Genomic DNA, 26,334 nt, shown 5'->3' with positions numbered 1-26,334 from the left:
TCGTCAGCCGAGGACGGGCAGGCCGTACGCGTCCGCGATCAGCTCGTAGGACCGCAGCCTGGCCTCGCCGCTGTGGGCGTTGGCGGTGATCATCAGTTCGTCTGCGCCGGTGCGCTTGGCCAGGTCGTCGAGTCCCGTGCGGACCTCGTCCGCGGTGCCGTGGACGATGTTGACGAGCCAGCTGTCGACGAATTCGCGCTCCATCGGGCTGAAGGCGTACGCCTCCGCCTCCTCGGGCGTCGGGACGAGGCCGGGGCGGCCGGAGCGCAGGCGCAGCATCGACAGGGCGCCGGTCAGGACCTGGCGACGGGCCTCGCGCTCCTCGTCGGCGGCCAGGGCGGCGACGCCGATCAGGGCGTACGGGGCGTCGAGCACCGCGGACGGCTTGAACGACTCCCGGTACAGCTCGAGGGCCGGCACCGTGTTCTGGGCCGAGAAGTGGTGGGCGAAGGCGAAGGGCAGGCCGAGGACACCCGCCAGCCGGGCACTGAAGCCGGAGGAGCCCAGCAGCCAGATGGGCGGGCGGGCCGCGGACTGGACGCCGCCGTCCGAGGTGGCCTGCACCGGTCCGGGGACCGCGTGGATACGGGCGTAGGGGTGCCCGTCCGGGAAGTCGTCGTCCAGGAACCGGGTCAGTTCGGCGAGCTGCTGGGGGAAGTCGTCGGCCCCCTCGTTGAGACGCTCGGTGCGGCGCAGCGCCGCTGCCGTGGCGCCGTCGGTGCCGGGAGCACGGCCGAGGCCGAGGTCGACGCGGCCGGGGGCCATCGCCTCCAGGGTGCCGAACTGCTCGGCGATCACCAGGGGGGCGTGGTTGGGCAGCATCACGCCGCCGGAGCCGAGCCTGATGCGCTCGGTGTGGGCGGCCAGGTGCGCGAGGATGACGGCCGGGGACGACGAGGCGACACCCGGCATGGAGTGGTGCTCCGCCACCCAGTAGCGGTGGAAGCCGCGGCTCTCGGCGAGCCTCGCGATGTCGACGCCGGTGCGCAGGGCCTGGGTCGCTGTCCGGCCCTGGCCCACGGTCACCAGGTCGAGCACGGAGAGGGGCACGGAGGCCGTTCCGCCTGCGGTGCCGCGAATTCCGTCGCCTCGGTTCTCATCCACGTGTTCGGCCTCTCCCGGTGCTGCGTGTGCGTATCGGGAGGTACGAACAGGAGGATGGCTCCGTTTATTCCCGTACCGCTTCCGCGTGCCTCATTCCCGTACCTCGATGCCCCGGTGCTCGGCGGCTCCGAGCGGGGGCTCGCGGGTGGCGAAGAGCGTGCCGAGCGTGGGTGCCCAGACCCGGCGGTCGGCCAGCCGGAGCCCTTCCCAGACCGCCACCTGGTTCGCGGTGAGGACCGGCTTGCCGAGGAGTTCCTCCAGCTCGGGGATGTGGGCCGTGGTGTGCAGGGCGTTGTCCGGGAGCAGCACCACCTCGGCGTCGGGATGGTCCCCGGCCACGGCCAGTTCCTTCACCCGCTCCAGGTCCACGGTGGCGGCCTCGGCGGCACTGATGATGCCGTTGCCCCGGGTCGACGCCACTTCGATGCCCGCGGCCCCGAGGAAGTCCGCGAAGAGCGCGGCCACGTCCTCGGGGTACGTCGCGGCGACCGCGACCCTGGTGGCACCCAGCTCCCCCACGGCGTGCGTGAAGGCGAGGGACGTACTGGACGCGGGCAGCCCCGCAGTCCTGGCGAGGGTCGCCATCTGTTCGTGGGCCCCGTCCCACCCGTAGGCGAAGCTGCCGCCTGTGCAGGCCCAGATGAGCGACTCGGCTCCCGCCATCCGCAGTTCCTCGACCCCGGCGGCCAGGCGCTCGGGCGTGCCCGCCCCGCGCAGGGAGTCGGAGCTGCGGGAGTCCTCGTCGATGTCGGTGTGGAACAGCGGCACTCTGATGTCGCTGTCGAGCATGATCTCGGTCCGCGGGAAGTCGTCCTCCGCGGCGTAGCCCGGGTAGAGAAGTCCTACGGTCGTCATGTCCATCCTTCCGGTGCGTCCGGATGTCCTGCTGCCGCCTCTCGGGCGCGCCCTGAAACCGCTGCCCCTGCCTGGGACAAGTATTCCTCCAATGACCGAACAACGCCGCCCGCAACCGGTCTGACCTGCGGTTCTCATGGTCCTGTTGACGGCGGGGCGGCCGGGTGCGAGCGTGGTTGATCCTGATGCCCCAGCCTCTGATCCTCGTCCTTGACGCCGCCCCGGCGCCGCGCCTGGGCCGGCTCACCGGGCAGGCCCGCATCCGTCACACCGACGGGCACGGCCTCGCCCGGCAGCTGCCGGACGCGGATGTGCTGCTCGTCTGGGACTTCACCTCCGACGCCGTGCGCGAGGCCTGGCCGGGCGCGGGGCCGCGGCCCCGCTGGGTGCACACGGCGAGCGCCGGCGTCGACCGGCTGCTCTGCCCCGAGCTGGCCGCGTCCCCCACCGTCGTCACCAATGCGCGGGGCGTCTTCGAGCTTCCGATCGCGGAGTACGTGGCGGGTCTCGTGCTCGCGTTCGCGAAGGACCTTCCCGGCACGCTGGAGCTCCAGCGGCAGCGGCATTGGCGCCACCGTGAGACCCGTCGGCTCGCCGGCAGCCGTGCGGTCGTCGTCGGTGCCGGGCCGATCGGCCGGGAGATCATGCGGCTGCTGCACGGGCTCGGTGTCCAGGTGGCGCTCGTGGGGCGTACGGCGCGGCGCACGATCCACGGTGTCGAGGACCTGGACCGGCTCGCGGCCGGTGCCGACTGGGTGATCTGCGCGGCTCCGCTGACGGCGTCGACGCACGGCATGTTCGACGCACGGTTCTTCGGACTCCTCCAGCCCTCCGCCCGGTTCATCAACGTGGGGCGCGGACCGCTGGTCGTCGAGGAGGACCTGGCCGAGGCGCTGCGCAGGCGCTGGATCGCGGGTGCGGCGCTCGACGTGTTCCAGGAGGAGCCGCTGGACCGGGAGAGCCCGCTGTGGGACGTACCGGAGTTGATCGTCTCCCCGCACATGAGCGGGGACACGGCCGGCTGGCGGGACCGGCTCGCCGAGCAGTTCGTGGCGATGTACGAACGGTGGGCGGCCGGGGAGCCGCTGCCGAACATCGTGGACATACAGCGCGGTTACGTCCCTTCCGAGGACATCCCCGCATAACGGTCAGTCATGAAGCAAGCCTCCCCAGGGAATACGCCCCGCACTCCTCTCGTCGCGCTCCGCCCGCGATGAGACACGGGAAGGTCACCCTCCGGCCACTTTTCGGTTACATGGCAGCGCTTCCTGCATAGACGTACGGGATCGGGCAGGCGCTCACCCTGTCCGGACTGTGCAACCCCTCCAGGAGATTGCGAACCATGGCTGACTTCCCGAACCTGTCCCGCCGGGGTTTCCTCAACCGATCGGCAGCCGTGGGCGGACTGCTCGTCGTTCCCGGACTGCTCTCCGCGTGCAGCAAGACCGATGCCGGCTCCGTGGAGGGCGAGGGCGCGCTCGACAAGCTCCGCAAGCAGGGATTCGTCCGGGTCGCGTACGCCAATGAGGCCCCGTACGGCTACCTGGAGGGCAAGGAACTCAAGGGCGAGGCCCCCACCTTGCACCGGGAGATATTCAAGGCGCTCGGCGTCGACGAGCTGAAGCCCACCCTCTCGGAGTGGGACGGCCTGATCCCCGGTCTGCAGGCCGGGAAGTACGACGTGGTCAGCGCGGGCATGGCCATCACTCCCGAGCGCTGCGCCAACGCCATCTTCTCCGAGCCGGAGTTCATCTCCCCCACCGCGCTGATGGTGAAGAAGGGCAACCCGAAGAAGCTCACCGACCTGGCGTCCGCGAAGGCCGCCGGAGTCACCGTCGGCGTGATGTCCGGTGCGGTCGAGGGCTCGTACGCCGAGGGCGCGGGCATCCCCGAGGGGAAGATCAAGACGCTGCAGAAGCCGCAGGACGGCGCCGACGCCGTCAAGGGCGGCCGGATCGACGCGTTCCTGCTCACCGGCATCTCGCTGCGCTGGCTCGCGAAGACCAACCCGGACACCGAGGTCACCGAGGCCTTCGTGCCGGAGCTGGACGGGAAGCAGCAGTTCTCCCCGGGCGGTGCGGTCTTCCGCCAGGGCAACGAGGACCTGCGGGACTCCTTCAACCGTGAGCTCAAGAAGATCGTCTCCGACAGGTCGCGCTATGTGGGCCTGCTGCAGGAGTACGGCTTCGGGGCCACGGAGATCCCGCCGGCCACCCTGAAGACCGCCGATCTGTGCAAGGGCTGACGGGGCGGACCACACCGTATGAGTGACTTCTTCTCCACATTCCTCGATGAGCTGCCCCAGATCAGAGCGGGCCTGTGGGTGACGATCGAGGCCACGGTCCTCGGCTCCCTGCTGGCCCTGCTCCTGTCGTTCGTGCTCGGACTGGCGGCGGGCAGCAAGCTGCTCCCGGTGCGCGGCGTCTCCCGGATCGTCGTGGAGTTCTTCCGCGGCACCTCGCTCTACATCCAGCTGTTCTGGCTCTACTACGCGATGCCACAGCTCACCGGGTACGAACTGACGCCGCTGCTCTGCGGGGTCGTCGCCTTCGGGCTGAACTACGGCGCGTACGGCTCCGAGATCGTGCGCGGCGCGATCAACTCCGTGCCCCGCGCCCAGTACGAGGCGGCGGTGGCGCTGAACATGAGCCCCTCGCACCGGATGCGGAAGGTGATCCTGCCGCAGGCCTGGGTGCAGATGATCCCCTCCTTCACCAACCTGCTGATCCAGCTGCTGAAGTGCACGCCCCTGCTGTGGCTGATCTCCGCGGCCGACCTGATGACCGTGATCCAGCAGATCCGCGACCGCACCGGTGAGACCGTCGGCGCGTACCTCACGCTGCTGGCCGTCTACTTCGTCCTCGCCTACGCGCTGACCCTGCTGATGAACCTGCTGGAGCGGAGCGCCAAGCGGCGGCTCGGTCTGCACACCGGTGCGGGAAGCCTGCTCAGGACGCGCAGCGCGGAATCCGCCACGACCGCCGGAGGTACCCGGTGAACGCATTCGACTGGGACGCCGTCGGGGAAGCCCTTCCCCTGCTGCTCGAAGGGTTCAGGGTCACCCTCCTCGCGACCGTGCTCGGCACACTCGTGGCAGCCGTGCTCGGTCTGCTGATCGCGATGGCCGGGCGGGCCCCGTCCCGCCTGGTGACCCTGCCCGTGAAGGCGGTGATGGAGTTCATCCGCTCCACCCCGCTGCTGGTCCAACTGGTCGGCGCCGCAGCCCTCTTCACCTCGGTGGAGCCGCTGACCGTCGGCATCGCGGTACTGGGCGTCCACTACGCCACGTACACCTCGGAGGTGTACCGGGCGGGGATCGACGGTGTGCCCAAGGGGCAGTGGGAGGCCTGCCGGGCACTCTCCCTGACTCCCCGGCGGACCTGGCAGGCCGTGATCCTGCCGCAGGCGGTGCGCAACGTGCTGCCCGCCCTCGGCAACTACGCGATCTCGATGTTCAAGGAGACCCCCTTCCTCGCCGTGATCACGGTGCAGGAAATGGTCTTCGAGGCCCGCAAGTACGGGGCCGACCACTTCGCGTACACCGAGGCATTCACGCTCGCGGGACTGGTCTTCCTGGTCGCGAGCTACCCCACCTCGCTGCTGATGAGAAAGCTGGAGAAGCGCCTTGGCCACTGACTCTGCTCCCCTGAAGGAACCCGCGGACGCCGCTCCGGACTCCAGGACGACCGGCGTCGAGCCGCTGGTCCGCTTCGACAAGGTCGTCAAGCGGTACGGCGACCATGTGGTCCTCGACGAGCTGGACTTCACCGTGCGGCGCGGCGAGCACGTCACGCTGATCGGGCCGAGCGGCTCCGGCAAGACCACGATCCTGCGGCTGCTGATGACGCTGGAGAAGGTCAGCGACGGCGTCATCTGGGTGGACGGCTCACCCCTGTCGCACATGCGGACGCCGAACGGCTCGCTGAAGCCGGCGGGCGAGAAGCAGCTGCGCGAGTCCCGGAAGAAGATCGGGATGGTCTTCCAGCAGTTCAATCTCTTCCCGAACATGAAGGTGCTCCAGAACATCACCGAGGCACCCGTCAACGTGCTGGGCATGGACCGCGACGCGGCGGAGGCCAGGGCCCGTGAGCTGCTCGACCTGGTCGGCCTGTCCGGCAAGACCGACGCGCACCCCTCCCAGCTCTCCGGCGGCCAGCAGCAGCGGGTCGCCATCGCCCGGGCGCTGGCGATGCGGCCGGAGATCCTGCTGCTCGACGAGGTGACGTCGGCGCTCGACCCGGAGCTGGTGGCGGGTGTGCTGGAGCTCCTCGGTGACATCGCGAGGAACACCGACATCACGATGCTCTGCGTGACCCACGAGATGAACTTCGCCCGGGACGTCTCGGAGAAGGTCCTGATGTTCGACGCGGGCCGTGTGGTGGAGTCCGGAACGCCGGAGAAAATCTTCTCCGATCCGGAGCACGAACGTACGCGCGAGTTCCTCAACGCGGTGCTGTGACCTTGTCGTTGATGTACGGACAATGACTCCGGCATATGCCGGACGGGTGCGCCCCAGCTGACAGGGCCGGGGCGCACTCATCAAGTCATCAACAGCCCCTCCGAATGGGGCTCTTGGCGGCTATCGTGGGGCAAAAGCTTGCGGTCACAACCTGGTAGGGGGAAACCGTGGCGTTGAAGCCCGAGCCGAAGGCGCCGTTCCACTCGGTGCAGTACGCCCTGCGTGTGCTCGAATCCGTGTCCACACACGGCAACGGTGTGACCGACGCACAGATCTCCCGCGAGACGGGGCTGCCCGTCGGCCACCTCTCCTCCCTGCTCCTGATGCTGCGCCGCGAGGGGTACGTCGAGCAGGTCACCGACGGCGCGTACATCATCGGCGCCTCACTCACCGAGCTCGGCTCCGGCGCCGCCACCCGCAGGCAGGCCCTGGAGGCCAAGCTCCAGCAGACGCTCGTGCAACTGCGGGACTCGGTGGGCGCGGCGGTCTACATCAGCCGGTACGTCGACGGGGAGATCCGGGTCACGCAGATGGCCGACGGGCCGCGCACGCCCGCCGTCAACGAGTGGGTGGACTTCAGGTCGGCGGCGCACGCCAGCGCGATCGGCAAGTGCCTGCTGACGCAGCTCGACCAGAACGGCCGGCGCGACCATCTGTCGCGGCACCGGATCGCACGGCTCACCTCGCGGACCATCACGAGCGAGAAGGTGCTCTTCTCGAAGCTGGACAGCCAGCCGGCGACGGTACCCGTGCTCGACCTGCAGGAGTACGCGGTGGGCACGGTGTGCGCGGCGGTCCCCCTGACGGCGGGCTCGTCGGCGGGGTGCCTGGCGCTGTCGCTGCCGATCGAGGACGCGCACCGGCTGCGGTCCGCGGCGGCCACGCTGAACCGGCGGGCGGCGCCCGTGCTCCTGTCGCTGGCGCTCTGATCTCTGGTCCGGTGCGGGGTCCAGGGGCGCCCTGGGGTCGTTCTTGTCCTCAATCGCCGGACGGGCTTGAAGTGTGCCCGTCCGGCCTTGAAGTGTTCCCGGACGGGCTTGAAGTGTGCCCGTCCGGCCTTTGAAGTGTGCCCGTCCGGCCTTTGAAGTGTGCCCGTCCGGCCTTTGAAGTGTGCCCGTCCGGCCTTTGAAGTGTGCCCGTCCGGCCTTTGAAGTGTGCCCGTCCGGCCTTTGAAGTGTGCCCGTCCGGTCTCGGGAGCTAGAGGGCCAGCCACACCGTCGTGTCCGGGGGCACGGTGCCGTCCGGGAGCGGGCCGCTGGCCAGCAGGACTTCCGCGCCGCGGGGCAGGGGAACCGGCGCCGCCGAGACGTTCAGCAGGCAGCGGAATCCGCCCGGGCCCCGGTCGAAGCACACCGTCCCCGCGCCCGACTCCACCCATGTCAGTGACTCCGGCAGAGGCACCAGGCGTTCGCGGCGCAGCGCCAGCGCGGCACGGTAGAGGGTGAGGAAGGACTCCGGGTCCGTGTGCTGCGCCGCCACGCTCAGGGCGGACCAGGACTCCGGCTGCGGCAGCCAGGGGGCCGCGGCCCCCTCCGGCGAGAAGCCCAGCGAGGGGCCCGGTCCCCACGGCAGCGGGATACGGCACCCGTCGCGCCCCCGGTCCGCCCCGCCCGAGCGGACGAACGTCGGGTCCTGGATCAGCGCGTCGGGCAGGTCCTGGACCTCGGGCAGGCCCAGCTCGTCGCCCTGGTACACGTACACCCCGCCGGGCAGCGCCAGCGTCAGCAGTGCCGCCGCCCGCGCCCGGCGACGGCCCAGGACCGGATCGCTCGGGTCGAGCAGCCGCTTGTCCCCCATGTCGAACGAGGTGTCCGCCCGTCCGTACCGCGTGACGTGCCGGATCGTGTCGTGGTTGGAGAGCACCCAGGTGGGCGGCGCCGCCACGGGTGCGTGCCCGGCGAGGGTCTCCTCGACGACGCGGCGCAGCGCGTCCGCGTCCCACGCACAGCACAGGAAGTCGAAGTTGAACGCCGAGTGGAGCTCGTCCGGGCGCAGATAGCGTGCCGACTGCTCCGGCGTCGGCAGCCAGACCTCGCCGACGAACGTGCGCTCGCCGTCGTACTCGTCGAGGATCTTGCGCCAGGACCGGTAGATGTCGTGCACCGCGTCGCAGTCCTGGTAGGGCAGGTCCGTGACGTCTGGGTCGGGGCCGACGTCCGGCAGGCCCGGCTTCTTCTCCAGCCCGTGGGCCACGTCGATCCGGAAACCGTCGACGCCCCGGTCCAGCCAGAACCGCAGGATGTCCTCGAACTCGGCCCGTATCTCGGGGTGTTCCCAGTTCAGGTCCGGCTGTTCGGGCGCGAACATGTGCAGGTACCAGGGCCCGGCGCTGCCGTCCGCCTCCGTCACCCGCGTCCAGGCGCTGCCGCCGAAGTAGGAGGTCCAGTCGTTGGGCGGGAGTTCGCCGCTCCCGCCACGGCCCGGGACGAACCAGAAGCGTTCCCGCTCGGGTGATCCCGGGCCCGCCGCGAGCGCGTCGCGGAACCAGACGTGCTGGTCGGAGCAGTGGTTGGGTACCAGGTCGATCAGGACGCGCAGCCCGTGCTCATGGGCCGCGACGACGAGCTGTTCGGCCTCGGCGAGGGTGCCGAAGAGCGGGTCGATGTCGCGGTAGTCCGCCACGTCGTAGCCGCCGTCGGCCATGGGCGAGGTGTACCAGGGGGTGAACCACAGGGCGTCGACGCCGAGTTCGCGCAGGTACGGCAGGCGGCTGCGGACTCCGGCGAGGTCGCCGGTACCGTCTCCGTCGCCGTCGGCGAAGCTGCGTACGTAGATCTGGTAGATCGCGGCGTGCCGCCACCAGTGGGTGGTCACTGAGACTCCTTGCTCGGTATGTGAAAGGCGGTGCGGGCCCGCGTCAGGGCGGGCCCGCACCGGTCGTCGGGCTACCAGCCGGTGTTGCCGGCACCCCGGGTGATCGTGAAGCCGCCGGCGCTGGACAGGCCGCCGTCGGTGGCGCCGCTGACGGTGACGCGGGAGAAGGTCCCGGCGCCCGCGGAGTTGATCTCGATCCCGTACGAACCGGCCTTGTCGATCTTCAGACCGTCGACGGTGAGTGCGGCGACGTTCTTCTGCCAGGAGACGAGGAGCCCGCTGTAGGTGCTGTCGAGGATCTCGTTGTCCTTGACGAGGACGGGTGCGGTGATGTCGGAGGAGTCGGCGTAGATCCACAGGGCGCCGAGCTTGCTCTGCCAGTTGGGTTCGTAACCGCCCGTACGGGTCAGGGTGTTGCGCTGGACGGAGGTCGTTCCGCTGAACGGCACCGGGGCGAAGCGGCTGCTGATCGCGATGCCGGAGGAGCCGGTGACCGTGTCGGCGAGGACGTTGTCCTCGACCCGGTTGCCGTGACCGCCGTAGATGCCGACGGTGTTGGCGAGCATCGGGAGCTGCACGGTGTTGAAGCGGAACGCGCTGTCGGTGACGGCCTGGGCCTCGGAGAACATGGCGAGTCCGTCGTCCCCGGTGTTGCGGACGCTGCTCTGGGAGACCTCGCTCGCCTTCGTGCCCTTGTGGAGGTTGACGCCGTCCGCGAAGGTGTCGCGGATGCGGAGCCCGGAGGCGTACAGGCCGTCGGTCGGCGCGTCGATCCAGAGGCCGACCTTGGTGTGCTGCATCCAGATGTTCGCCAGCGTGGACCCCTTGCCGAAGTCGCCCTCGATCGCGGCGTCGAAGGTGGCGTCGTCGCGGTAGGAGACGTCACCGGCGATCATCAGGTCCTGGACGTTGCTGGTGCCGCCGCGTCCGAAGAGCCCGCCCTTGCCGTTGCTGCCGCGCAGGACGGTGTGCCACTGGCCGGCGCCGCGCAGGTCGGCTCCGGTGAGGTTGACGTGGCCGGAGATGTTGTACGTGCCGGTGGGCAGCCACAGCCCCTTGCCCTGCGAGGTGGCCGTGGTGAGCGCCGAGTTGAGGGCGTTGGTGTCGTCGGTGGAGTCGTCCGGGGTGACGCCGAGCGTGGTCGCGGAGACGAAGCCGGTGGACGGCATGGCGAGGGCGGCCGGTGCGGTCTCGGTCTCGACGAGGTCCAGGGTGTAGGAGGCGGCGGTGTCGTCGGCGTCCTTCTGGAACTTCAGCACGGTGCCGGCCGGGAGCTGTCCGGTCAGCAGGGTGCGGGTCTCGTCGAAGAAGTGGTGGCCGGAGCCCTGGGAGGGGTCGTTGTTGTACGGGTAACCGCCGTATACCCAGCTGTACTTGGAGCTGAGGGGCAGGTCGCGGAGCTGGGTGCCGCCCGCGTAGACGCTGAGTGTGGCGGCGGTGCCGGTGCCTGCCGCGTTGTCCGGGACGGAGTAGCGCAGGGTCAGGGCGTTGGCGGGCTCGGTCAGGGTGAACTGCACGTACTCGCCGGTGGCGTCCAGGACGACGGCCCTGCGGCCGGACGCCTCGGACGGGACGGTGAGGTAGGTGCGGTCGGGGCCGATGGTGGTGGCGTTGGTGCTGCCGCTCTCCGCCTCGTACGTGGTGTACGGGAGGGTCGCGCCGCGGGTGCTGTTGGGTGTGGAGCCGGTGACGCCTATGCCGTCGAGCTGGAGGGTGCCGTTGTCACCGGATGCGGTGCGCAGGGTGATGTGGTTGAGGGCGGCGCGCAGGGGGACGTCGGTGGCCGCGTTCTGCCAGGCGCCGCCGGTGCCGGGCAGGGTCACCCGGCGGACGGTGGTGCCGTTGGCGAGCAGGGTGACGGTGGAGGCCGTGGCGTCGGCGGTGCGGTAGCGCAGGGTCAGCGGGTAGGTGGCCGCGCTCGGGGCGTCGACCGCGAAGACGGCGCGGGCTCCGGGGGTGGTGAAGCCGGAGAGGTAGGCGCTGCCCTCGTAGCCGGTGGCGGCGGTGGCCCGCGCCGGGCCGCCGGAGACGAAGGCGTCCTCGGCCTGGTGGGTCAGGGTGGTGGGGCCGGGATCCGTGGGGGTGGTGGGGGTGTTCGCGGTGGCGTTGTCGATGTTGACGTTGCCGCTGTCGGCGGTGGTGAACGTCCAAGCGACGGTGTTGGCGCCCTTCGCGTAGGTCACCGGCTCCTCGCGCGTGGCCCAGGTGCCCCAGTTCGCCGTGGCGGGGAGGGCGACCTGGCGGACCTTGGCTCCGTTGACGTACAGGCTCAGCGTCATCGTGGCGGTGGTGCCGTTGGCGTACCGGAGGGTGAGGGTGCCGCCGCCGGCCGCTTCGGCGGTGACGTCGAAGGCCACCGAAGCGGAGCCCTTGTTGGTGTCGGTGAAGCCGCCGACGAAGCCCGATCCGGTGTAGCCGCCGTGTTCGGTGGACACGGCGGCCCCGCCGGACAGCCGGGCCGACTCCGCTTCGAGTGTCGTGGGGGCCGCCTGCGCCGCCGCCCCGTACAGCAGGGCGCCGAGCATCGACAGGAGCAGGGGGAGGATGAACCGTAGGGCTTGGGAGCGCTCTCTTGGTGCAGGAGACACGGCTGGGTGTCCTTCCTGTGGGGGGATGGGTCGGGTCAGCCCTTGAGGCTGCCCGCGGTGAGGCCCGCGATGATGTGGCGCTGGAAGATCAGGAAGAGGACGAGCAGGGGAATGCTCGCCATGACCATCCCGGCCAGCAGCTGGTTGGCCGGCATGAACTCCGAGAGCCGGTTGAGTGCCACGGTGATCGGCTGCTTCGCCTCGTCGGGGAGGACGAGCATCGGCCAGAGGAAGTCCTTCCACACGCCGACGACCGCGAAGATCGACACGACGGCGAGTACCGGCCGGGACAGCGGGAGGACCACCGAGACCAGGACCCTGAGCGTGCCGGCCCCGTCGATCCGTGCGGAGTCGAGGAGTTCGGCGGGTATCTGGTCGAAGAACCGTTTGAGGATGAAGATGTTGAAGGCGTTGGCGGCGGCGGGGAGCCAGATCGCGAACGGCGTGTTGATCAGGTTGACGTGGAGGAGCGGCACGTCGACCACGGTCAGGTACGTCGGTACGAGCAGCGCGGACACCGGCAGCATGAGCGTCGCCAGCATCATGCCGAGGACGACGTTGCCGAGCAGCGGCCGGAGCTTGGACAGCGCGTACGCGGCGGACACGTCCACCAGGATCTGGGTCAGCCAGGCGCCGAGGGCCAGCACCAGGGTGTTGAGGAAGAACTGGCCGAGCCCGACGTTGGTCCAGGCTTCGGTGTAGCTCTCCGGATGCCAGCTCTCGGGGAACAGCGTGGGGTTGGGGTCGGCGAGCTCGGAGGACGACTTCACCGCTCCCGTCGTCATCCAGTAGAGCGGGAAGACGAAGGCGATCGTGAAGCCGGTCAGGGTGGCGACGAGCACGAACCGGTAGAGGAACCTGCCGGTGCGCCGGGTCATCTCGGCGGGTGCGATCAGTGTGCGTACGGGGGTTTCGGCAGCCATGGCAGCAGTCCTCTCAGCCCTTGCTCCGGGTCAGGCGCAGATAGACGACGGAGAAGAGGCCGAGGACCACGAAGAGCAGGGTGCTCATGGCGCTGGCCAGGCCGAAGTCGTTGTAGACGAAGGCGTAGCGGTAGAGGAGCAGGAGCACGGTGACGGTGGCGTCGTCGGGTCCGCCGCCGGTGAGGACGAAGGGTTCGACGAAGACCTGCATGGTGCCGATGACCTGGAGCAGCAGCGTGATCATCAGGATGAACCGCATCTGCGGGATCGTGACGTGCCACAGCCGCTGCCTGATCGACGCGCCGTCGAGCTCGGCCGCCTCGTACAGCTCGCCGGGGATGCCGCCGAGCGCCGCGAGGTAGATCAGGGTGGTGGTGCCCATGTTGGCCCAGGTGGAGACGAGGACCAGGGAGACCATCGCGAGGTTCTCCGACTCCAGCCACTGCTGGGCCGGCAGGTGGAAGACCTCCAGCGCGCTGTTGAACAGGCCGGGACCCGGGTCGTAGAACCAGCGCCAGAGGAGCATGGTCACGATCGGCGGCAGCATGACCGGCAGATAGACGGTCATGCGCAGGTACGGGCGTCCGTGCCGCAGTTCGTTCAGGACGACGGCGGTGGCGAACGGGGCGGCGAAGCCGAACACGAGGGCGAGCAGGGTGAAGTGGCCGGTGTTCTGCCAGGCGGTCAGGAACAGCGGATCCTCGAACAGGCGCCGGAAGTTGTCCAGGCCCACCCACCGGGCGGGTTCGGCGAAGGTGACCTGCTGGAAGCCGAGCAGGACACCGCGCACGATCGGGTACCAGGAGAAGAGCGCGAAGCAGAGGACACCGGCGGCGAGGAAGAGGTACGCGACCAGGTTCTCGCGCACCGCACGGCGGAGGCGTGAGTTCCCCGCCCGGGCCCCCGTCCGCGCCCCGGCCGGGGGCCTGGGTGCGGACGGGGGCACGTCCTCGTCGGTGCTCTTCGCCACGGTGGAGGAGAGCGGCTGGGCGGTCACGGTCACTTCACCGGGGCGAGGATGACGTCGGCCTTCTTCGCCGCCTCCGCCAGGAGGGCGTCGATGTCCGCGTCCTCCTTGGTCAGCACGGACTGCATGACCCCGTCGAGGACGGTGTAGAGCTGCTGGGCGTTGGGCGGCTCGACCTTGGTCTCCACCTGCGCGTTGCGCTCGACGAACGGCCGGTAGTTCCCCACCGGGGTGTTGGCGTACTCGGCGCGGATCTCGTCGATCTTCGCCTGCGTCCCACCGGCGAACAGCCTCGGCTGCGGCAGCCCGATGGGTACGCCGTCGGCCTTGGCCCGCTTGCTGTCCACGGCCTCGCGCTCCGGGCTCCTCAGGTACTTCCACTGGACCCACTGGAGTCCGGCCCTGATCTTCTCCGGGGATGCCTTCGGGTTGAACATGAAGCCGTCGCCGCCGCCGAGGGTCGCGTTGCCGGGCAGTGCCGCCAGGCCGTACTCCTCGTACTCCCGCTCGAACTGCTTGACGATGGTGGGGATGTTGTCGGGACCTGCCATGTACATCCCGAGCTTTCCGGCGCCCATCATCTTCTGGACGTCGGCTATCTCCAGGAGCTGGCGGGTGCCCATGCTCTTGTCGGTCCAGCGCATGTCGTGCAGCGCCTGGAGTGCCTTGCGTCCCGCATCGCTGTCGAACGCCGCCTTCCACTTGCCGTCCTGCTTGCTCGCGACATCGCCGCCCATGGAGTAGATCCACGAGGTGAGGTGCCAGCCGCCCTGGTTGTTCTTGCTGTAGTCGGCGTACCCGACGGTGCCGTCACCGAGCGCACTGATCCTCTTGGCGGCCGTGCGCACCTCCTCCCAGGTGGCCGGGGGCTTGTCGGGGTCGAGTCCGGCCTTCGTGAACAGGGCGCGGTTGTAGAGCAGGCCCAGCGAGTAGTTGCCGGTGGGAAGGCCGTACGTCTTGCCGTCGGCGTCCTTGAAGACCTTCATCAGCGCCGGGTCGATGTCCTTGAAGTACGGCACGTCCCCGACGTACTTGCTGATGTCGGCCGCCTGGCGGCGCTCGATCAGTCCGGCGGGGTCCGTGAAGTAGACGTAGTACACGTCCTCGAGCTGGCCGCCGGCGAGCTTGGCAGCGAAGGTCTTCGGATCCATCTGGCCCTCGCGGGCGTCGATCCTGATCTTCGGGTGGCTCTTCTCGAACGCTTTGACGTCCTCCTCGAAGTTCTTGCGGTCGACCGGCTGCGTCTTGGCCGGCATGCCGTTCACGACGACCGTGACCACACCGTTCTTGTCCACACCGGAGGACGAGGGAGCGGAGCCGCCGCAGGCCGTGAGTGCAAGGGCCAGAGCGACGGCCGTCGCCGAACCGAGAACCTGACGTCTGCTGATGCCGGGCATGCCATCCATGCGAATCGTGCCTTCCTCGAGGTCCACTGCGGGGCTGTCGGACCCCGAGCACTGAGCTGCGCTGAAGGTAGAAGCCGGTTACGCAAGAAGTCAATGCATCTACGCAAGAAATTAATGTCGGGGGCTTGCGCAAGAAACACGGGAGGGGGCCCCGCCGCGCACCCCCGCCGGCTCAACGGGGACGGGCGGCTGTGGAGCCTCGGACGATGAGCTCGGTGTCGAACATCATCAGGTCGTTTGCGCCCGCATGGCCGTCGATCTGCGTCATGAGCGAGGCGACCACCGCCGAGGCCATCGCCAGGATCGGCTGCCGCGCGGTGGTCAGCGGCGGGTCCGTGGCCACCATGAACGGGGAATCGTCGAAGCCCACCACGGAGAGGTCCCGCGGCACGGACACCCCCTGGCGGCGGGCCCCCCGCACCGCTCCGAGCGCGAGTGCGTCGCTGGCGCAAACGATGCCGGTGACCCCTTCGGCCAGCAGTCGGGGCAGCGCGGTGGCACCGCCCTCCATGGTGAACAGCGCATGCGTCACCCGTCGCCGCCACTCGTCCGGGGCGACTCCCCGGCGTGCGCAGAAGGCCGCGAACCCGGCGAGCTTCCTGGCCGAGGGGACGTGCCCCACCGGGCCGAGGATCATGCCGATCCGCTCGTGCCCCAGGGCCGCGAGATGGGTCAGCGCCTGGTCCGCGGCGAGGGCGTCGTCCACCCTGACCTGAGCGACACCGAGGTTCTCGTCCGCCGCGTTGAGGAGCACCATCGGAACTTTGCGTTCCCGCAGCACACGGCCGTGTTCCGGGCCCGCGTCGGCATAGCTGGCGCCGATGAACACGATGCCGCCGATGTTCTGCTGGAGCAGCATCTCGATGTAGTGGGCCTCGGAGACGCCGTCGGCGGTCCGGGTGCAGAGCACGGGTATGAGCCCGCGCTTGTTCAGGAGCCCGCACAGGGCCTCGGCGAACGCGGAGAAGATCGGATTCTGCAGATCCGGTACGACCAGGCCGATCAGTGCGGCCCGTTCGGCGCGGTAGCGGAGCGGGCGCTCGATGCCGCACACGTCCAGCGCGCTCAGCACCGCCTCGCGCGTCGTGCTCGCCACATCGGGGCTTCCGTTGAGGACACGGCTGACCGTCGCCTCACTGACACCTGCGTACTCGGCCACCTGAGAGAGTCGTCGTTTCGTCACGGGACTCACCCTACAAAGAGCTACGCAAAAATAAAGATCACTTACGAAAGAAACTGACTTTCTCTGCGGGAGCGGCGCCGGGGCCATGGGAGACGGGGCCACCGGGGGTGACGCGGGCACGTGTCACCAGCACCCCTGAGGACCAGGTATTATTTTCGAGTCACCAGGCGCCGTTAGCTCAGTTGGTTAGAGCAGCTGACTCTTAATCAGCGGGTCCGGGGTTCGAGTCCCTGACGGCGCACAGACAACGCAGTGGGCGGTTTCCGTAAACGGAGACCGCCCACTGCGCTTTGTGCTGCCGGTTACCCGGCTACACCTCAGAACTGGACATCGGAGCACGCGTAGAACGCGTTGGTGGTGTCCGCGACGTTCCAGACGGCCAGGATGATGTGCTTCCCGGTCTTCTGGGTGGGGATGGTGCCCTGGTGGGTCAGCGTGGCCGGGGGCTGCTGGTTCCCGTAAGGCACCGTCATGAAGGGCTGCGACTCCAGCGCGGCCCTGGTGAGCGGCTGGCTGGAGTTCCAGCCGTCCTTGGTGATGTAGTAGCGGAAGTCGGACGTGGAGTGACGTGCGGTGAACTGCCAGCGGAAGCTGTAGCCCTGCCCGCCGGTGACCTTGGTGGCGGGCCAGCTGCCGCCACGGGGGTCGTCGAGCTGGGCGAACTGACTGTTCCCTCCGGAACAGATCTTGCCGTCCGCAGGTCCTGCCGCCGGGAAGCCCTTGGGCCCCTCGACGCTCTGCGGCTCCCACTGGATGTTTCCGCAGTTGGTGACGGTGCCGTTGGCACAGAGCTTCTGCCGGCTGATGGGGGAATCCGTGTAGCCGTGGCTACTGGCACTGCCGGTCGCGAACATGGAGACGCCCGCTATCGCAAGGCCGATGACGGCCGCGCTTGCCCTTTTCCGCATGCTGTGTCGCTCCTAGAGAACGTGGGGGATGTTCCGGGGGCTCTTACTGCGCGCAAGTTGTGCGGTCTAGACCAAGTCCCAGATTATTGACGAGGCATGAACATGTCCAGACCAATGTGGGAACGGTTTCGGCCGGCCGCCGCCGGGCCCCCGGAGCGCCTCAGGCCCCTTCTCCTCCGCTGCGACCGGTGTAGAAGGCCACCGTCAGATCCCTGACCAGGGCCTTGTGTTCGTAGGCGTCGAGCTCGACGATGCCGCGCGAGGTCAGCCTGCGGACGGTGTCGTCCACCGCGTCGACCACGGAGGTCAGCACGCCGTCCCGGTGCTTGGCGTCGATGGCCGCCACCCGGCACCGCTGCATCGCCGCCGCGACCTCCGGGGCGTACTCGATCCCGGTCGGCTGCGCGGAGTACACCTCGATGCCCACCGGCACGCAGTCCGCCTTCAGCATCCGGGTCAGCGCATCGCCGACGGTCTCGGCGTCGCGCAAGGTGCGGGTCTCCTCGTGGAAGGCGTCGGCGGGCAGCTGCGAGAGCACCCGTGCGAGCGCCGCCTCCACCTGGTCCCGCAGGTACTGCTCGTGGTCCGCGACACCGAGGGTGGCCCGCACGGTGTCCTTGATCCGCCAGACGACGAGGACGACGACGCGCAGGGAGGTCCCGCTCGCGTCCACGGCGGGCAGCGGCTCACTGCGCCAGTGCCTCAGCCGTACGTCGACGCGGCGGCGCAGCAGGAGCGGGGAGACCCAGATCAGACCGGTGCGCCGGGCGGTGCCCCGGTACTCGCCGAACAGGGTGAGCACCGAGGCGTACCCGACCCGGCCGCGTCCCAGGCCGCAGAGCGCGAAGAGCACCACGGTCGCCAGCAGCGCGAGCAGCGCCCAGGTCCCGGTGCCGATGCCGTCGTACGGGCGGGCGCCGATCCCGAGGCGGCCGGCCACCTCGGCGGGCAGAGCGCCGGTCCACCAGAGCAGGGCGAGTCCGGCGCCGGTTCCGGCCGCCGCGGTGAGCAGCGCGGTCCACCCGGGGAGCACGGGCCCGGGCCGCTCGGCGAGCCTGGGATCGGCGAGGGGGGCGGGCCGGGTCGGCACGTGCTCCTGGGGCGAACGCGGCACGGGCGGCCGTCGGACACCGGGGCGCCGCACCGCGACACCGGCGCCGGCTCCGAGGCCGGTTCCGGTTCCAGTGCTGGTGCTGGTGCTGGTGAGCTGGCTGTCGTGGCTCTCGTGCTTGTCGTCGTCGCGGAAGAGAAGGTGTACGGGAATGGGCGCGGTCGTCTCGTTGGCGATGACGGAGTGCCGCCGCCCCCCGGCCCCCCACCACGCACCGGGGTCCCCGCTGCCCGCGGTTCCTTCCGGGGCGGGGGCCGAGTCCCACCACCCGGGCCTGGACCCGCCGTCGCCCATCCGGTCCCACTCCCCCGGCGCGCCGGCGGCGAGGACCGCCCCGTTCACCCCGGCACTCCGGCTCATCGGGGCGGACACCCCGAACACCGGATCCGGAACCGTCCCGGGCCGGAGATCGGGCTGGAGCTCGGGCTGAAGCTCGGGCCGGACCTCTGCCTCTGGCTCGGGATCCAGGCCGAGATCCGGGTCGTGGCCCGCCGGGACACCCTCGACGGGGCCCGCCACGACAGCCGCCGCTCCCGGATCCGGCGACACCACGGCCCCCGAGCCCTCCACGACCAGCACCGGAGCGAGTTCCGGAGCCTGATCGGGCTCCCCGGCAGGCACCGCACCCGCATTCACACCCGTCGGCACCTTCGCCGGCACCGGCTCCGCAGCCTCCGCGCCCCACCCGTCCGCGTCCCCCGCCCGGTCCCCCAACACATCCCGCGCACCGTTCGCGGGCGCCTCGGCCCGCGCCGAGCTCCCGGTCGGCGAGTCGTCCGGCCCGGGGCCGGGCCCCGCCTCCGGTACGGCAGCACCCGGCGCCACCCCGGGTACACCACCCGGCACCGGTACCGCGCCCGGCCCGTCGTACCCGGCCGCCACCGGCTCCCCGGCCCACTCGTTCTCCGTGGATCGCATTCCAGCCTCCGTCATGTCCGTTCCGTTCCCACACCGCCGCTACGTTGTCGTCGCCGTCACGCGAAGAGCCGCCGCCAGGTCTCCGGCCCCGGATACCCGTCGGCCGCGCCCCCGCGCCAGCCCTGGGCCCGCTGGAAGGCCTCGACGTTGCGGCGGTCCGCCTCCGTCCACCTCCGGCCGGGGCCCGTCACGTACTGCGCGCCGTATCCCTTCGCCACCAACTGGGTGCCGAGCTTGAGGACATGGCTGTTGGACTGCCCCGGCCTGAATACGCCGCGCCCGGGGTACGCCGGGGCGGCGCTCGGGCTGCCGCCCGATCCGGCGGCGGGAATCCTGCGCCCGTTGCCCTTGACCAGCAGCTTCCAGGTGTCCGGGCCGGGGATGCCGTCCGCTTCCTTGCCCTTCCAGCCCTGCGCCTTCTGGAACGCCTGTGTGGCCCGCTTGTCCGCGTCGCTCCAGCGCGGCCCGGCGCCCTTCTTGTAGAAGCGCTTGCCGCCCTGGGCGATGAGCATCTTCCCGAGCTGGGTCACATACGCGTTGTCGGCACCGGCGCCGAACTTCTTCACCCCGGGGAACGCGGTGCCGGCCCCGCTGCCGCTCGTTCCGCTCGTGAGGCCCTTGTAGCGGTACGCCACGTACTTGGAGGAGTTGCTCCAGTACGCCATGGGCGTCGTCGCCTTGCGGGTGTGCGGCCGGGTCTGCTCGTAGGCGAGGTAGTGCTTGTGCGTGCTGTCGCTCCAGCCGCCGAAGATCGTGACGTGCGAGCCCACCGCGGGGTCGGCCAGGTTGTGGAAGAGCAGCATGTCGCCGGGCTGCAGATCGGCCCGGGCGATCTTCGTCCCGAACGCGGCGAGGCTGCCGGTCCACTCGTTGCTGCCGAGGTTCCAGGCCATCGACACATAGCCGGAGCAGTCCTGTCGGTACCCGTCGGACCAGTACTTCGCCATGTCGTAGGGGACCTGTGAGGACACCCACTTCTTGGCGCGGTCGATGATGGCGGTCCGGGTCGTCGCGCGTGGCACGGACGCCGGTCCGGACGGCGGCCCCGAGGCTCCGGTGCCGTTCAGGGGCCCGGCCGAGCCCTGCGGGGTGACGGGCTGGGGATCCGCGGCCCCGGCGGCCCCCGCACCCCGGTGGGCCAGGGACGCCGCCTCGGCCGCCCCGCAGGACAGGACCATTCCCGCCGCGGTGACCAGCACCAGCGCGCGTCGCGCACCGTGGGCGGCCGGGTGGCCGCCGTACCTCACCGGCAGTGCCGCGGCGGCGCGCCGCTGCTGGGCGCACCCGGCGCAGCCGCAGTCGATGGCGGGTTCGTACTCCTCGAAGACCGGCACAGTCATGCCACTCCCTCTTCCCCTCCGCAACCGTCGGATCTTCCGTATCTCAACTTCACGACAGACATTTCTCATATTGACGGACCAAAGGGAAAAAACGACCATCCGACAGGCCGGACCGGCCGGGAATCGGTCAGGAGCACTCCGGCGGATCGGGTAGAGTTCTCCAGGTCAGCAGGCGCCGTTAGCTCAGTTGGTTAGAGCAGCTGACTCTTAATCAGCGGGTCCGGGGTTCGAGTCCCTGACGGCGCACGCAACAGCAAGGCCCCCTCACCGCGCGTGAGGGGGCCTTGTTCGTATGCCCCGAGGGCGGAGCGGTTCCGTGGCGCCGACGGCCACCTCCGCACGCCCCTTCACACGCGTCACCCAAATCGTGCGTATGCCCGGTAAACAGCCTGTTTCACCCTTGCGATCACGCCACAGGTCGGACAACCTGTCCTGGTGCCGTGGACTCCAAGGAGGCTTCGGACGCATGCAGTTGAGACGACGGAAGCAAGCATTCCGGTTGCTTTCCCCGCGGGGTGGGGGTCCCGCTCAGGCGCTGATGCCGAGGGGGCATCATGCAACCGGAAGGGTTCCATTCCATGTCCCTGTGGACGGTGGCCCTTCACAGAGTGCGGACGTGGTGAACGAGGGGACCCGGCCGCACGGACGAACTGACCGATCAACCACGCAGACGGCTTGCGTGCGGGGGGATGACCATGACGTCGACGCCGCCAGGCGACCGGCACGACAACGACCCTTCCCGGACGGCACAGCTGCGGATACCCCCGCAGCTGCGCACCGGGGGATCACGGCGACGTACGAAGAAGGCGCTGCCGCGCTACGACTACGAGCACTACAGCCGGCTCGCCGGGCCTCTGACCCAGCCCGACCCGACCCGGCCGTACACGGTCCAGTTCCGCTCACTCCTCTCGCAGGAGCCGCACCGGATCCGCGCGGCCCTGCTGCTCGGCGCGGCACCGCTCCTCTCGCTCGGCCTGTTCGCCTGGCTGATGCAGCCCGAGCACTGGACGGAGCGCGACCCGAACCTCAAGAACGACACGCTGCTCGTCCTCGACATCGTCATGCTCGTCTCGATCGGCCTGATCGAGCTCTTCCGCACGATGAACGTCCTGTCGAACGCGCACGCGACGCTGGTGGCCCGTGACCCGGTCCCCGTCGTCCCGGAGACCGGCACCCGGGTCGCCTTCCTCACCTCCTTCGTCCCGGGCAAGGAGCCCCTGGAGATGGTGACGAAGACGCTCGAGGCCGCCGTGAGGATCAGGCACCGCGGGCTGATGCACGTCTGGCTGCTGGACGAGGGCGACGACCCCGCGGTGAAGGAGGTCTGCGCCCGGCTCGGGGTGCACCACTTCTCCCGCAAGGGCGTCGCGCACTGGAACCAGGCCAAGGGCCCGCACCGCGCCAAGACCAAGCACGGCAACTACAACGCCTGGCTCGACGCGCACGGCGACGCCTACGACTTCTTCGCGTCCGTGGACACCGACCACGTCCCGCTGCCCAACTACCTGGAGCGGATGCTCGGCTACTTCCGCGACCCGGACATCGGCTTCGTCATCGGCCCGCAGGTCTACGGCAACTACGACACGTTCGTCACGAAGGCCGCGGAGTCCCAGCAGTTCCTCTTCCACGCGCTGATCCAGCGCGCCGGCAACCGCTACGGCTCACCCATGTTCGTCGGCACGAGCAACGCCGTGCGGATCTCGGCCCTCAAGCAGATCGGCGGTCTGTACGACTCGATCACCGAGGACATGGCCACCGGCTTCGAGATCCACCGCCACCGCAACCCGCTCACCGGCAAGAAGTGGCGCTCCGTCTACACCCCGGACGTCCTGGCCGTCGGCGAGGGCCCGACCGCGTGGACCGACTTCTTCACCCAGCAGCTGCGCTGGTCACGGGGCACGTACGAGACGATCCTCAAGCAGTACTGGAAGGGCTATTTCTCGCTCCCCGCGGGCAAGCTCTTCAACTACACCATGATGATCATCTTCTATCCGATGTCGGCGATGAACTGGATCCTCGCGGCACTGAGCTGTGCCCTGTTCCTGGGCATGGGCGCCTCCGGTGTGCAGATCGACCCGGTGATCTGGATGATGCTGTACGGCAACGCCTCGGCGCTCCAGATCGGCCTCTACATCTGGAACCGCCGCCACAACGTCTCGCCGCACGAGCCCGAGGGCTCCGGCGGCCTCGCCGGCATGGTGATGTCCGCACTCTCCGCGCCGATCTACGCACGCTCGCTGATGGATGCCGTGCTGCGCCGCAAGAGCTCGTTCGTGGTGACGCCCAAGGGCGATTCGTCCAGCCCGGACACCCTCTTCGGCACCTTCCGTATCCACCTGTTCTTCATCCTGGTCTTCGGCGGGTCGATCGCCGCGTCCTTCTTCAACGGGCACAACCACCCGGCCATGCTGACCTGGGCCTGCCTGGCGCTGCTGATCACCGCGGCACCGATCTTCGGCTGGCGGCACACCGTCCGTGCCGAAAAGAAGAAGAAGCGCCGGGGCGGCTCCGACACTCCCCGGCCGGAGCACGCTCCGCAGGAGCAGCCCACCTGGGCGGGGAACGACCAGACCATGCAGATCGCCCTTGGGGGACGTAAAACATGAAGTACCGTCCGAGCCGCCGTACCCGCCGTCTGGCGATCAGTACGGCGGTGGTTCTGGCGCTCGCGGGTGCGAACGGTCCGTGGCTGTACCGCGTCGGCACCGAGCGCTACCACGAGTACACGATCAACAAGCCGGAGTACAAGGCGGAGAACGGCCACTGGGACTTCCTGGACATCCCCTCCGAGTTCCGGATCAACACGATCCACGCGGCGCTGCTGCACACCGGCAAGGTGCTGCTCGTCGCGGGCTCCGGGAACAACCAGAAGAACTTCGACGCGAAGAGCTTCCGCTCCGTGCTGTGGGACCCGAAGGCGAACACGTACAAGAACATCCCGACGCCCAAGGACATGTTCTGCGCGGGCCACACGCAGCTGCCCGACGGCAAGCTCCTCATAGCCGGCGGCACGAAGCAGTACGAGAAGCTCGAGGGTGATGTCACCAAGGCCGGCGGCCTGATGATCGTCCACAACGAGGACCCCGACAAGCCGATCACGCTGCCCGCGGGCACCCGCTTCACGGGCAAGGAGAACGGCAGGACGTTCGTCACCAAGGACCCGGTGCTCGTGGAGAAGGCCACCAAGGTCTTCGACAAGCAGACCGGCGCCTTCCTGCGCAACGACCCGGGGCTCGGCCGGATCTACGTCGAGGCGCAGAAGTCCGGTGCGAAGTACGAGACGGGCACCGAGGACAACTACCGGATCGCGGGCCTGTCGGGCTCCGACACCCGGAACGTATACGGAATCGCGCAGAAGCTGGCCCTCGACAAGAAGGACTTCCAGGGCATCAAGGAGGCCTACGAGTTCGATCCGGTGGCGGAGAAGTACATCACCGTCGACCCGATGAACGAGGCCCGCTGGTACCCCACGCTGACCACGCTCAAGGACGGCAAGGTCCTCGCGCTCTCCGGCCTGGACGAGATCGGGCAGATAGTCCCCGGCAAGGACGAGGTCTACGACCCGAAGACCAAGGAGTGGGAGTACACCGGCATCGTCCGGAAGTTCCCCACCTACCCGGCGGTCTTCCTGCTGAACAGCGGCAAGCTCTTCTACTCCGGTTCCAATGCCGGCTACGGACCGGCGAACGTCGGCCGCGCCCCCGGCATCTGGGATCTGGAGTCCAACAAGTTCGAGAAGATCCCCGGCCTCAGCGACCCGGACAAGATGGAGACGTCGGCGACCGTACGGCTCCCTCCCGCCCAGGACGAGAAGTTCATGGTGATCGGCGGTGGCGGCGTCGGCGAGTCCGAGAAGTCCAGCGAGAAGTCGCGGCTGGTCGACCTCCGGGAGGACGACCCCAGGTTCAAGGACGGCGCGTCACTGTCCGAGGGCACCCGCTACCCGAGCGCCTCCCTCCTCCCCGACGACTCCCTGCTCGTCACGGGCGGCTCCAACGACTACCGCGGGCGCGGTGGTTCGGACAGCCTGCAGGCCCGGCTGTACGACGCGAAGTCGGACACGTACAAGCGGGTCGCGGACCCGGCGGTGGGCCGCAACTACCACTCCGGCTCGGTCCTGCTGCCCGACGGACGGGTGATGATCTTCGGTTCGGACTCGCTCTACTCGGACGCGGCGAACACGCGGCCCGGCACGTTCGAGCAGCGCATCGAGATCTACACGCCGCCGTACCTGTACCGCGATGCCCGACCGGAGCTCACGGCCGGCCCGAAGCGGATCAAGCGGGGCGGCACGGGGCTGTTCACGACGCAGCACGCGTCCTCCATCGCCTCGGCGAAGCTGATGCGGCCCAGTGCGGTCACCCACGTCACGGACACGGACCAGCGGTCGATCGCGCTGGACCTGGAGAAGACGGCGGACAGCGTCTCCGTGACGGTCCCGAAGAACCGGGCACTGGTCCCGTCGGGCTGGTACATGCTCTTCGTCACGGACGACCAGGGCACGCCGTCCGAGGGCACCTGGGTCGAGGTCCCCTAGGACCTCTCGCCCGAAGGCTCCCCGTGCGGCCCCGCAGGCCGCACGGGGCCCTCGGCTACTTCGTGTTGCGGGCCAGGCCCAGCGCGTACTCCGCCCACCAGTCGCCCGCCTTGGGCCCGCCCTTGCAGTCGCCGTCCGACTCGCCCGGCCGCTTGACCCACAGGTACGCGTCGACCAGGTCGTCGCCCGTCTCGGTCGTCGGGGGCTCGCCCAGCGCCCGTCCCGGCGGATTGCACCAGTTCTCCGCGGGGTCGCCGCCGTCGTACGGGCCGTTGCCGTTGCGGCTCGTGTCGATCACGAAGGGCTTGCCGCCCACCTTCGCGGACAGCTGCTTGCCGAACTCCGTACTGGCCGCCGTCGTCTGGAAGTTGGACACGTTGACGGCGAATCCGTCGGCTTCCGCGACGCCTGCCCGCTGCAGGGGCTGGAAGAGCGCGTCGGGCGTCTGCCACCCCGCGTTGCCCGCGTCCACGTAGACCGTGGTGCCCGGCTGCTTCTTCAGCCGCTCGACCGCGCCCTTCAGCAGGTCGTACCGCTCCTCGTGGAACTCCTGCGGGGTGCATCCGTCGACCAGGTGCAGCACGGCGTCCGGTTCCAGGACGACCGTCGCCCGGCGGTCCCCGATGCCCTGGGCGACGCTCTCCACCCAGGCCCGGTACGTATCGCCGTCCGCCGCCCCGCCCTTCGAGAACTGTCCGCAGTCCCGGTGCGGGATGTTGTACAGGACCAGCAGGGCGTCCCGGTCGGCCTTCTCGGCCGCCTCGGTGAAGCCCTTCGCCGCCTCCTGCGGATTCTCCGGACCGATCCACTCGCCCACCGGCTGCTCGGCGATCTTCCGGATCAGGTCGGCCTTCTTCTTGTCGCCGTCCTCCACGTAGGAGGCCACCTGCTTCGCCGCGTTCCCGTCGGGGTTGACCCAGTACGGGTCGCTCCCCTTGGGCTGCTGTTCGACGGCGGCGGGCGCGCCCTTGTCCCCGTCGCCGGACGAGGAACACCCGGCGAGCAGCAGGACCGCCCCGATCGCGGCTGCCGTACCGGCCCTCGGTCCGGTCGTCCTCGCGCGCGTGCGCACGTCGGACCGGCCGGTGTAACTGCCGTACATCCATTCCCCCTCGCAGCGATGTACTACCGGTCGGATCCATCCTGGCACAGCGCTGCGGGCGGTGGACGCCTCCTCCGGACCCGGACATCCTGTCAAAAACCCACTGGGCCGCGCCGGTC

The 26,334-nt window shown here is 69.5% G+C and carries 20 protein-coding genes and 2 tRNA genes; 10 read left to right on the top strand and 12 right to left on the bottom strand.

The window, feature by feature from the left end; translation table 11 throughout:
- Positions 1-3: 3 nt before the first annotated feature.
- Both OG257_RS24575 and OG257_RS24570 read right to left on the bottom strand, forming a co-directional pair.
- Positions 4-1,104, bottom strand: a complete 1,101-nt coding sequence (locus OG257_RS24575) for an LLM class flavin-dependent oxidoreductase (protein ID WP_329210777.1) — start codon at positions 1,102-1,104, stop codon at positions 4-6.
- A 90-nt stretch (positions 1,105-1,194) separates the two neighbouring features.
- Positions 1,195-1,959: a maleate cis-trans isomerase family protein gene (locus OG257_RS24570; protein ID WP_329210775.1), complete on the bottom strand. Its 765-nt coding sequence runs from the start codon at positions 1,957-1,959 to the stop codon at positions 1,195-1,197.
- A 185-nt stretch (positions 1,960-2,144) separates the two neighbouring features.
- Here OG257_RS24570 and OG257_RS24565 point away from each other — a divergent pair, with 185 nt between their 5' ends.
- The 6 genes from OG257_RS24565 (at position 2,145) to OG257_RS24540 (ending at position 7,347) form a co-directional block, all read left to right on the top strand.
- Positions 2,145-3,104 carry a D-2-hydroxyacid dehydrogenase gene (locus OG257_RS24565; protein WP_329210773.1) on the top strand — a complete coding sequence of 320 codons (960 nt, stop codon included), beginning with the start codon at positions 2,145-2,147 and terminating at the stop codon, positions 3,102-3,104.
- A 197-nt stretch (positions 3,105-3,301) separates the two neighbouring features.
- Complete coding sequence (gene ehuB, locus OG257_RS24560; protein ID WP_329210772.1) at positions 3,302-4,204, top strand: ectoine/hydroxyectoine ABC transporter substrate-binding protein EhuB; 903 nt, start codon at positions 3,302-3,304, stop codon at positions 4,202-4,204.
- An 18-nt stretch (positions 4,205-4,222) separates the two neighbouring features.
- On the top strand, positions 4,223-4,957 hold the full coding sequence (gene ehuC, locus OG257_RS24555) for an ectoine/hydroxyectoine ABC transporter permease subunit EhuC (RefSeq protein ID WP_329210770.1): 735 nt from the start codon (positions 4,223-4,225) through the stop codon (positions 4,955-4,957).
- Entirely contained in the window at positions 4,954-5,595 is a 642-nt protein-coding gene (gene ehuD, locus OG257_RS24550; protein WP_329210768.1) for an ectoine/hydroxyectoine ABC transporter permease subunit EhuD, read from the top strand. Before ehuC ends, ehuD begins: the two co-directional genes overlap by 4 nt.
- Positions 5,585-6,418 (top strand): ectoine/hydroxyectoine ABC transporter ATP-binding protein EhuA, encoded by an 834-nt coding sequence (gene ehuA, locus OG257_RS24545; RefSeq protein ID WP_329210766.1) that lies wholly within the window; start codon positions 5,585-5,587, stop codon positions 6,416-6,418. The genes ehuD and ehuA overlap by 11 nt, the downstream gene beginning before the upstream one ends.
- 167 nt (positions 6,419-6,585) lie before the next feature.
- Positions 6,586-7,347 (top strand): IclR family transcriptional regulator, encoded by a 762-nt coding sequence (locus tag OG257_RS24540; RefSeq protein WP_329210764.1) that lies wholly within the window; start codon positions 6,586-6,588, stop codon positions 7,345-7,347.
- A 268-nt stretch (positions 7,348-7,615) separates the two neighbouring features.
- Here the strand turns inward: OG257_RS24540 and OG257_RS24535 are convergent, their stop codons facing one another.
- The 6 genes from OG257_RS24535 to OG257_RS24510 all read right to left on the bottom strand — a co-directional run bounded on the left by OG257_RS24535 (position 7,616) and on the right by OG257_RS24510 (position 16,299).
- Positions 7,616-9,232, bottom strand: coding sequence for a glycoside hydrolase family 13 protein (locus tag OG257_RS24535; protein WP_329210762.1), 1,617 nt, complete (start codon positions 9,230-9,232; stop codon positions 7,616-7,618).
- A 71-nt stretch (positions 9,233-9,303) separates the two neighbouring features.
- Positions 9,304-11,820 carry a glycosyl hydrolase family 28-related protein gene (locus tag OG257_RS24530; protein ID WP_329210760.1) on the bottom strand — a complete coding sequence of 839 codons (2,517 nt, stop codon included), beginning with the start codon at positions 11,818-11,820 and terminating at the stop codon, positions 9,304-9,306.
- Between the two features lie 35 nt (positions 11,821-11,855).
- A complete protein-coding gene (locus tag OG257_RS24525; RefSeq protein ID WP_329210758.1) occupies positions 11,856-12,743 on the bottom strand; it encodes a carbohydrate ABC transporter permease in 888 nt (295 codons plus the stop codon).
- 13 nt (positions 12,744-12,756) lie between these two features.
- A complete protein-coding gene (locus OG257_RS24520; protein ID WP_443054574.1) occupies positions 12,757-13,689 on the bottom strand; it encodes a carbohydrate ABC transporter permease in 933 nt (310 codons plus the stop codon).
- 53 nt (positions 13,690-13,742) lie between these two features.
- Entirely contained in the window at positions 13,743-15,116 is a 1,374-nt protein-coding gene (locus OG257_RS24515) for an extracellular solute-binding protein (protein ID WP_443054475.1), read from the bottom strand.
- Positions 15,117-15,288: 172 nt separating this feature from the next.
- Positions 15,289-16,299, bottom strand: a complete 1,011-nt coding sequence (locus OG257_RS24510) for a LacI family DNA-binding transcriptional regulator (RefSeq protein ID WP_329210756.1) — start codon at positions 16,297-16,299, stop codon at positions 15,289-15,291.
- Positions 16,300-16,466: 167 nt separating this feature from the next.
- Between OG257_RS24510 and OG257_RS24505 the strand changes: the two genes are divergently transcribed.
- A tRNA-Lys gene (locus tag OG257_RS24505) sits at positions 16,467-16,540 on the top strand.
- 76 nt (positions 16,541-16,616) lie between these two features.
- Here the strand turns inward: OG257_RS24505 and OG257_RS24500 are convergent.
- From OG257_RS24500 to OG257_RS24490, 3 genes are all read right to left on the bottom strand, one after another.
- Positions 16,617-17,207, bottom strand: coding sequence for a lytic polysaccharide monooxygenase auxiliary activity family 9 protein (locus tag OG257_RS24500; protein ID WP_329210755.1), 591 nt, complete (start codon positions 17,205-17,207; stop codon positions 16,617-16,619).
- 160 nt (positions 17,208-17,367) lie between these two features.
- Positions 17,368-19,236, bottom strand: a complete 1,869-nt coding sequence (locus OG257_RS24495) for an SPFH domain-containing protein (protein ID WP_329210753.1) — start codon at positions 19,234-19,236, stop codon at positions 17,368-17,370.
- A gap of 56 nt (positions 19,237-19,292) precedes the next feature.
- Entirely contained in the window at positions 19,293-20,576 is a 1,284-nt protein-coding gene (locus OG257_RS24490; RefSeq protein ID WP_329210750.1) for a peptidoglycan-binding protein, read from the bottom strand.
- Between the two features lie 172 nt (positions 20,577-20,748).
- On the opposite strand from OG257_RS24490, the gene OG257_RS24485 reads away from it, so the two are divergent.
- The 3 genes from OG257_RS24485 (at position 20,749) to OG257_RS24475 (ending at position 25,113) form a co-directional block, all read left to right on the top strand.
- Positions 20,749-20,822, top strand: a tRNA-Lys gene (locus OG257_RS24485).
- A gap of 449 nt (positions 20,823-21,271) precedes the next feature.
- Positions 21,272-23,182, top strand: a complete 1,911-nt coding sequence (locus tag OG257_RS24480; RefSeq protein WP_329210749.1) for a glycosyltransferase family 2 protein — start codon at positions 21,272-21,274, stop codon at positions 23,180-23,182.
- On the top strand, positions 23,179-25,113 hold the full coding sequence (locus OG257_RS24475; RefSeq protein ID WP_329210747.1) for a kelch motif-containing protein: 1,935 nt from the start codon (positions 23,179-23,181) through the stop codon (positions 25,111-25,113). Before OG257_RS24480 ends, OG257_RS24475 begins: the two co-directional genes overlap by 4 nt.
- A 55-nt stretch (positions 25,114-25,168) precedes the next feature.
- Here the strand turns inward: OG257_RS24475 and OG257_RS24470 are convergent, their stop codons facing one another.
- Complete coding sequence (locus OG257_RS24470; RefSeq protein ID WP_329210745.1) at positions 25,169-26,215, bottom strand: glycoside hydrolase family 6 protein; 1,047 nt, start codon at positions 26,213-26,215, stop codon at positions 25,169-25,171.
- Positions 26,216-26,334 lie beyond the last annotated feature (119 nt).

Origin of the sequence: Streptomyces sp. NBC_00683 (assembly GCF_036226745.1) — a bacterium.
Lineage (GTDB): Bacteria > Actinomycetota > Actinomycetes > Streptomycetales > Streptomycetaceae > Streptomyces.
This window is presented reverse-complemented; position numbering and strand designations above follow the sequence as displayed.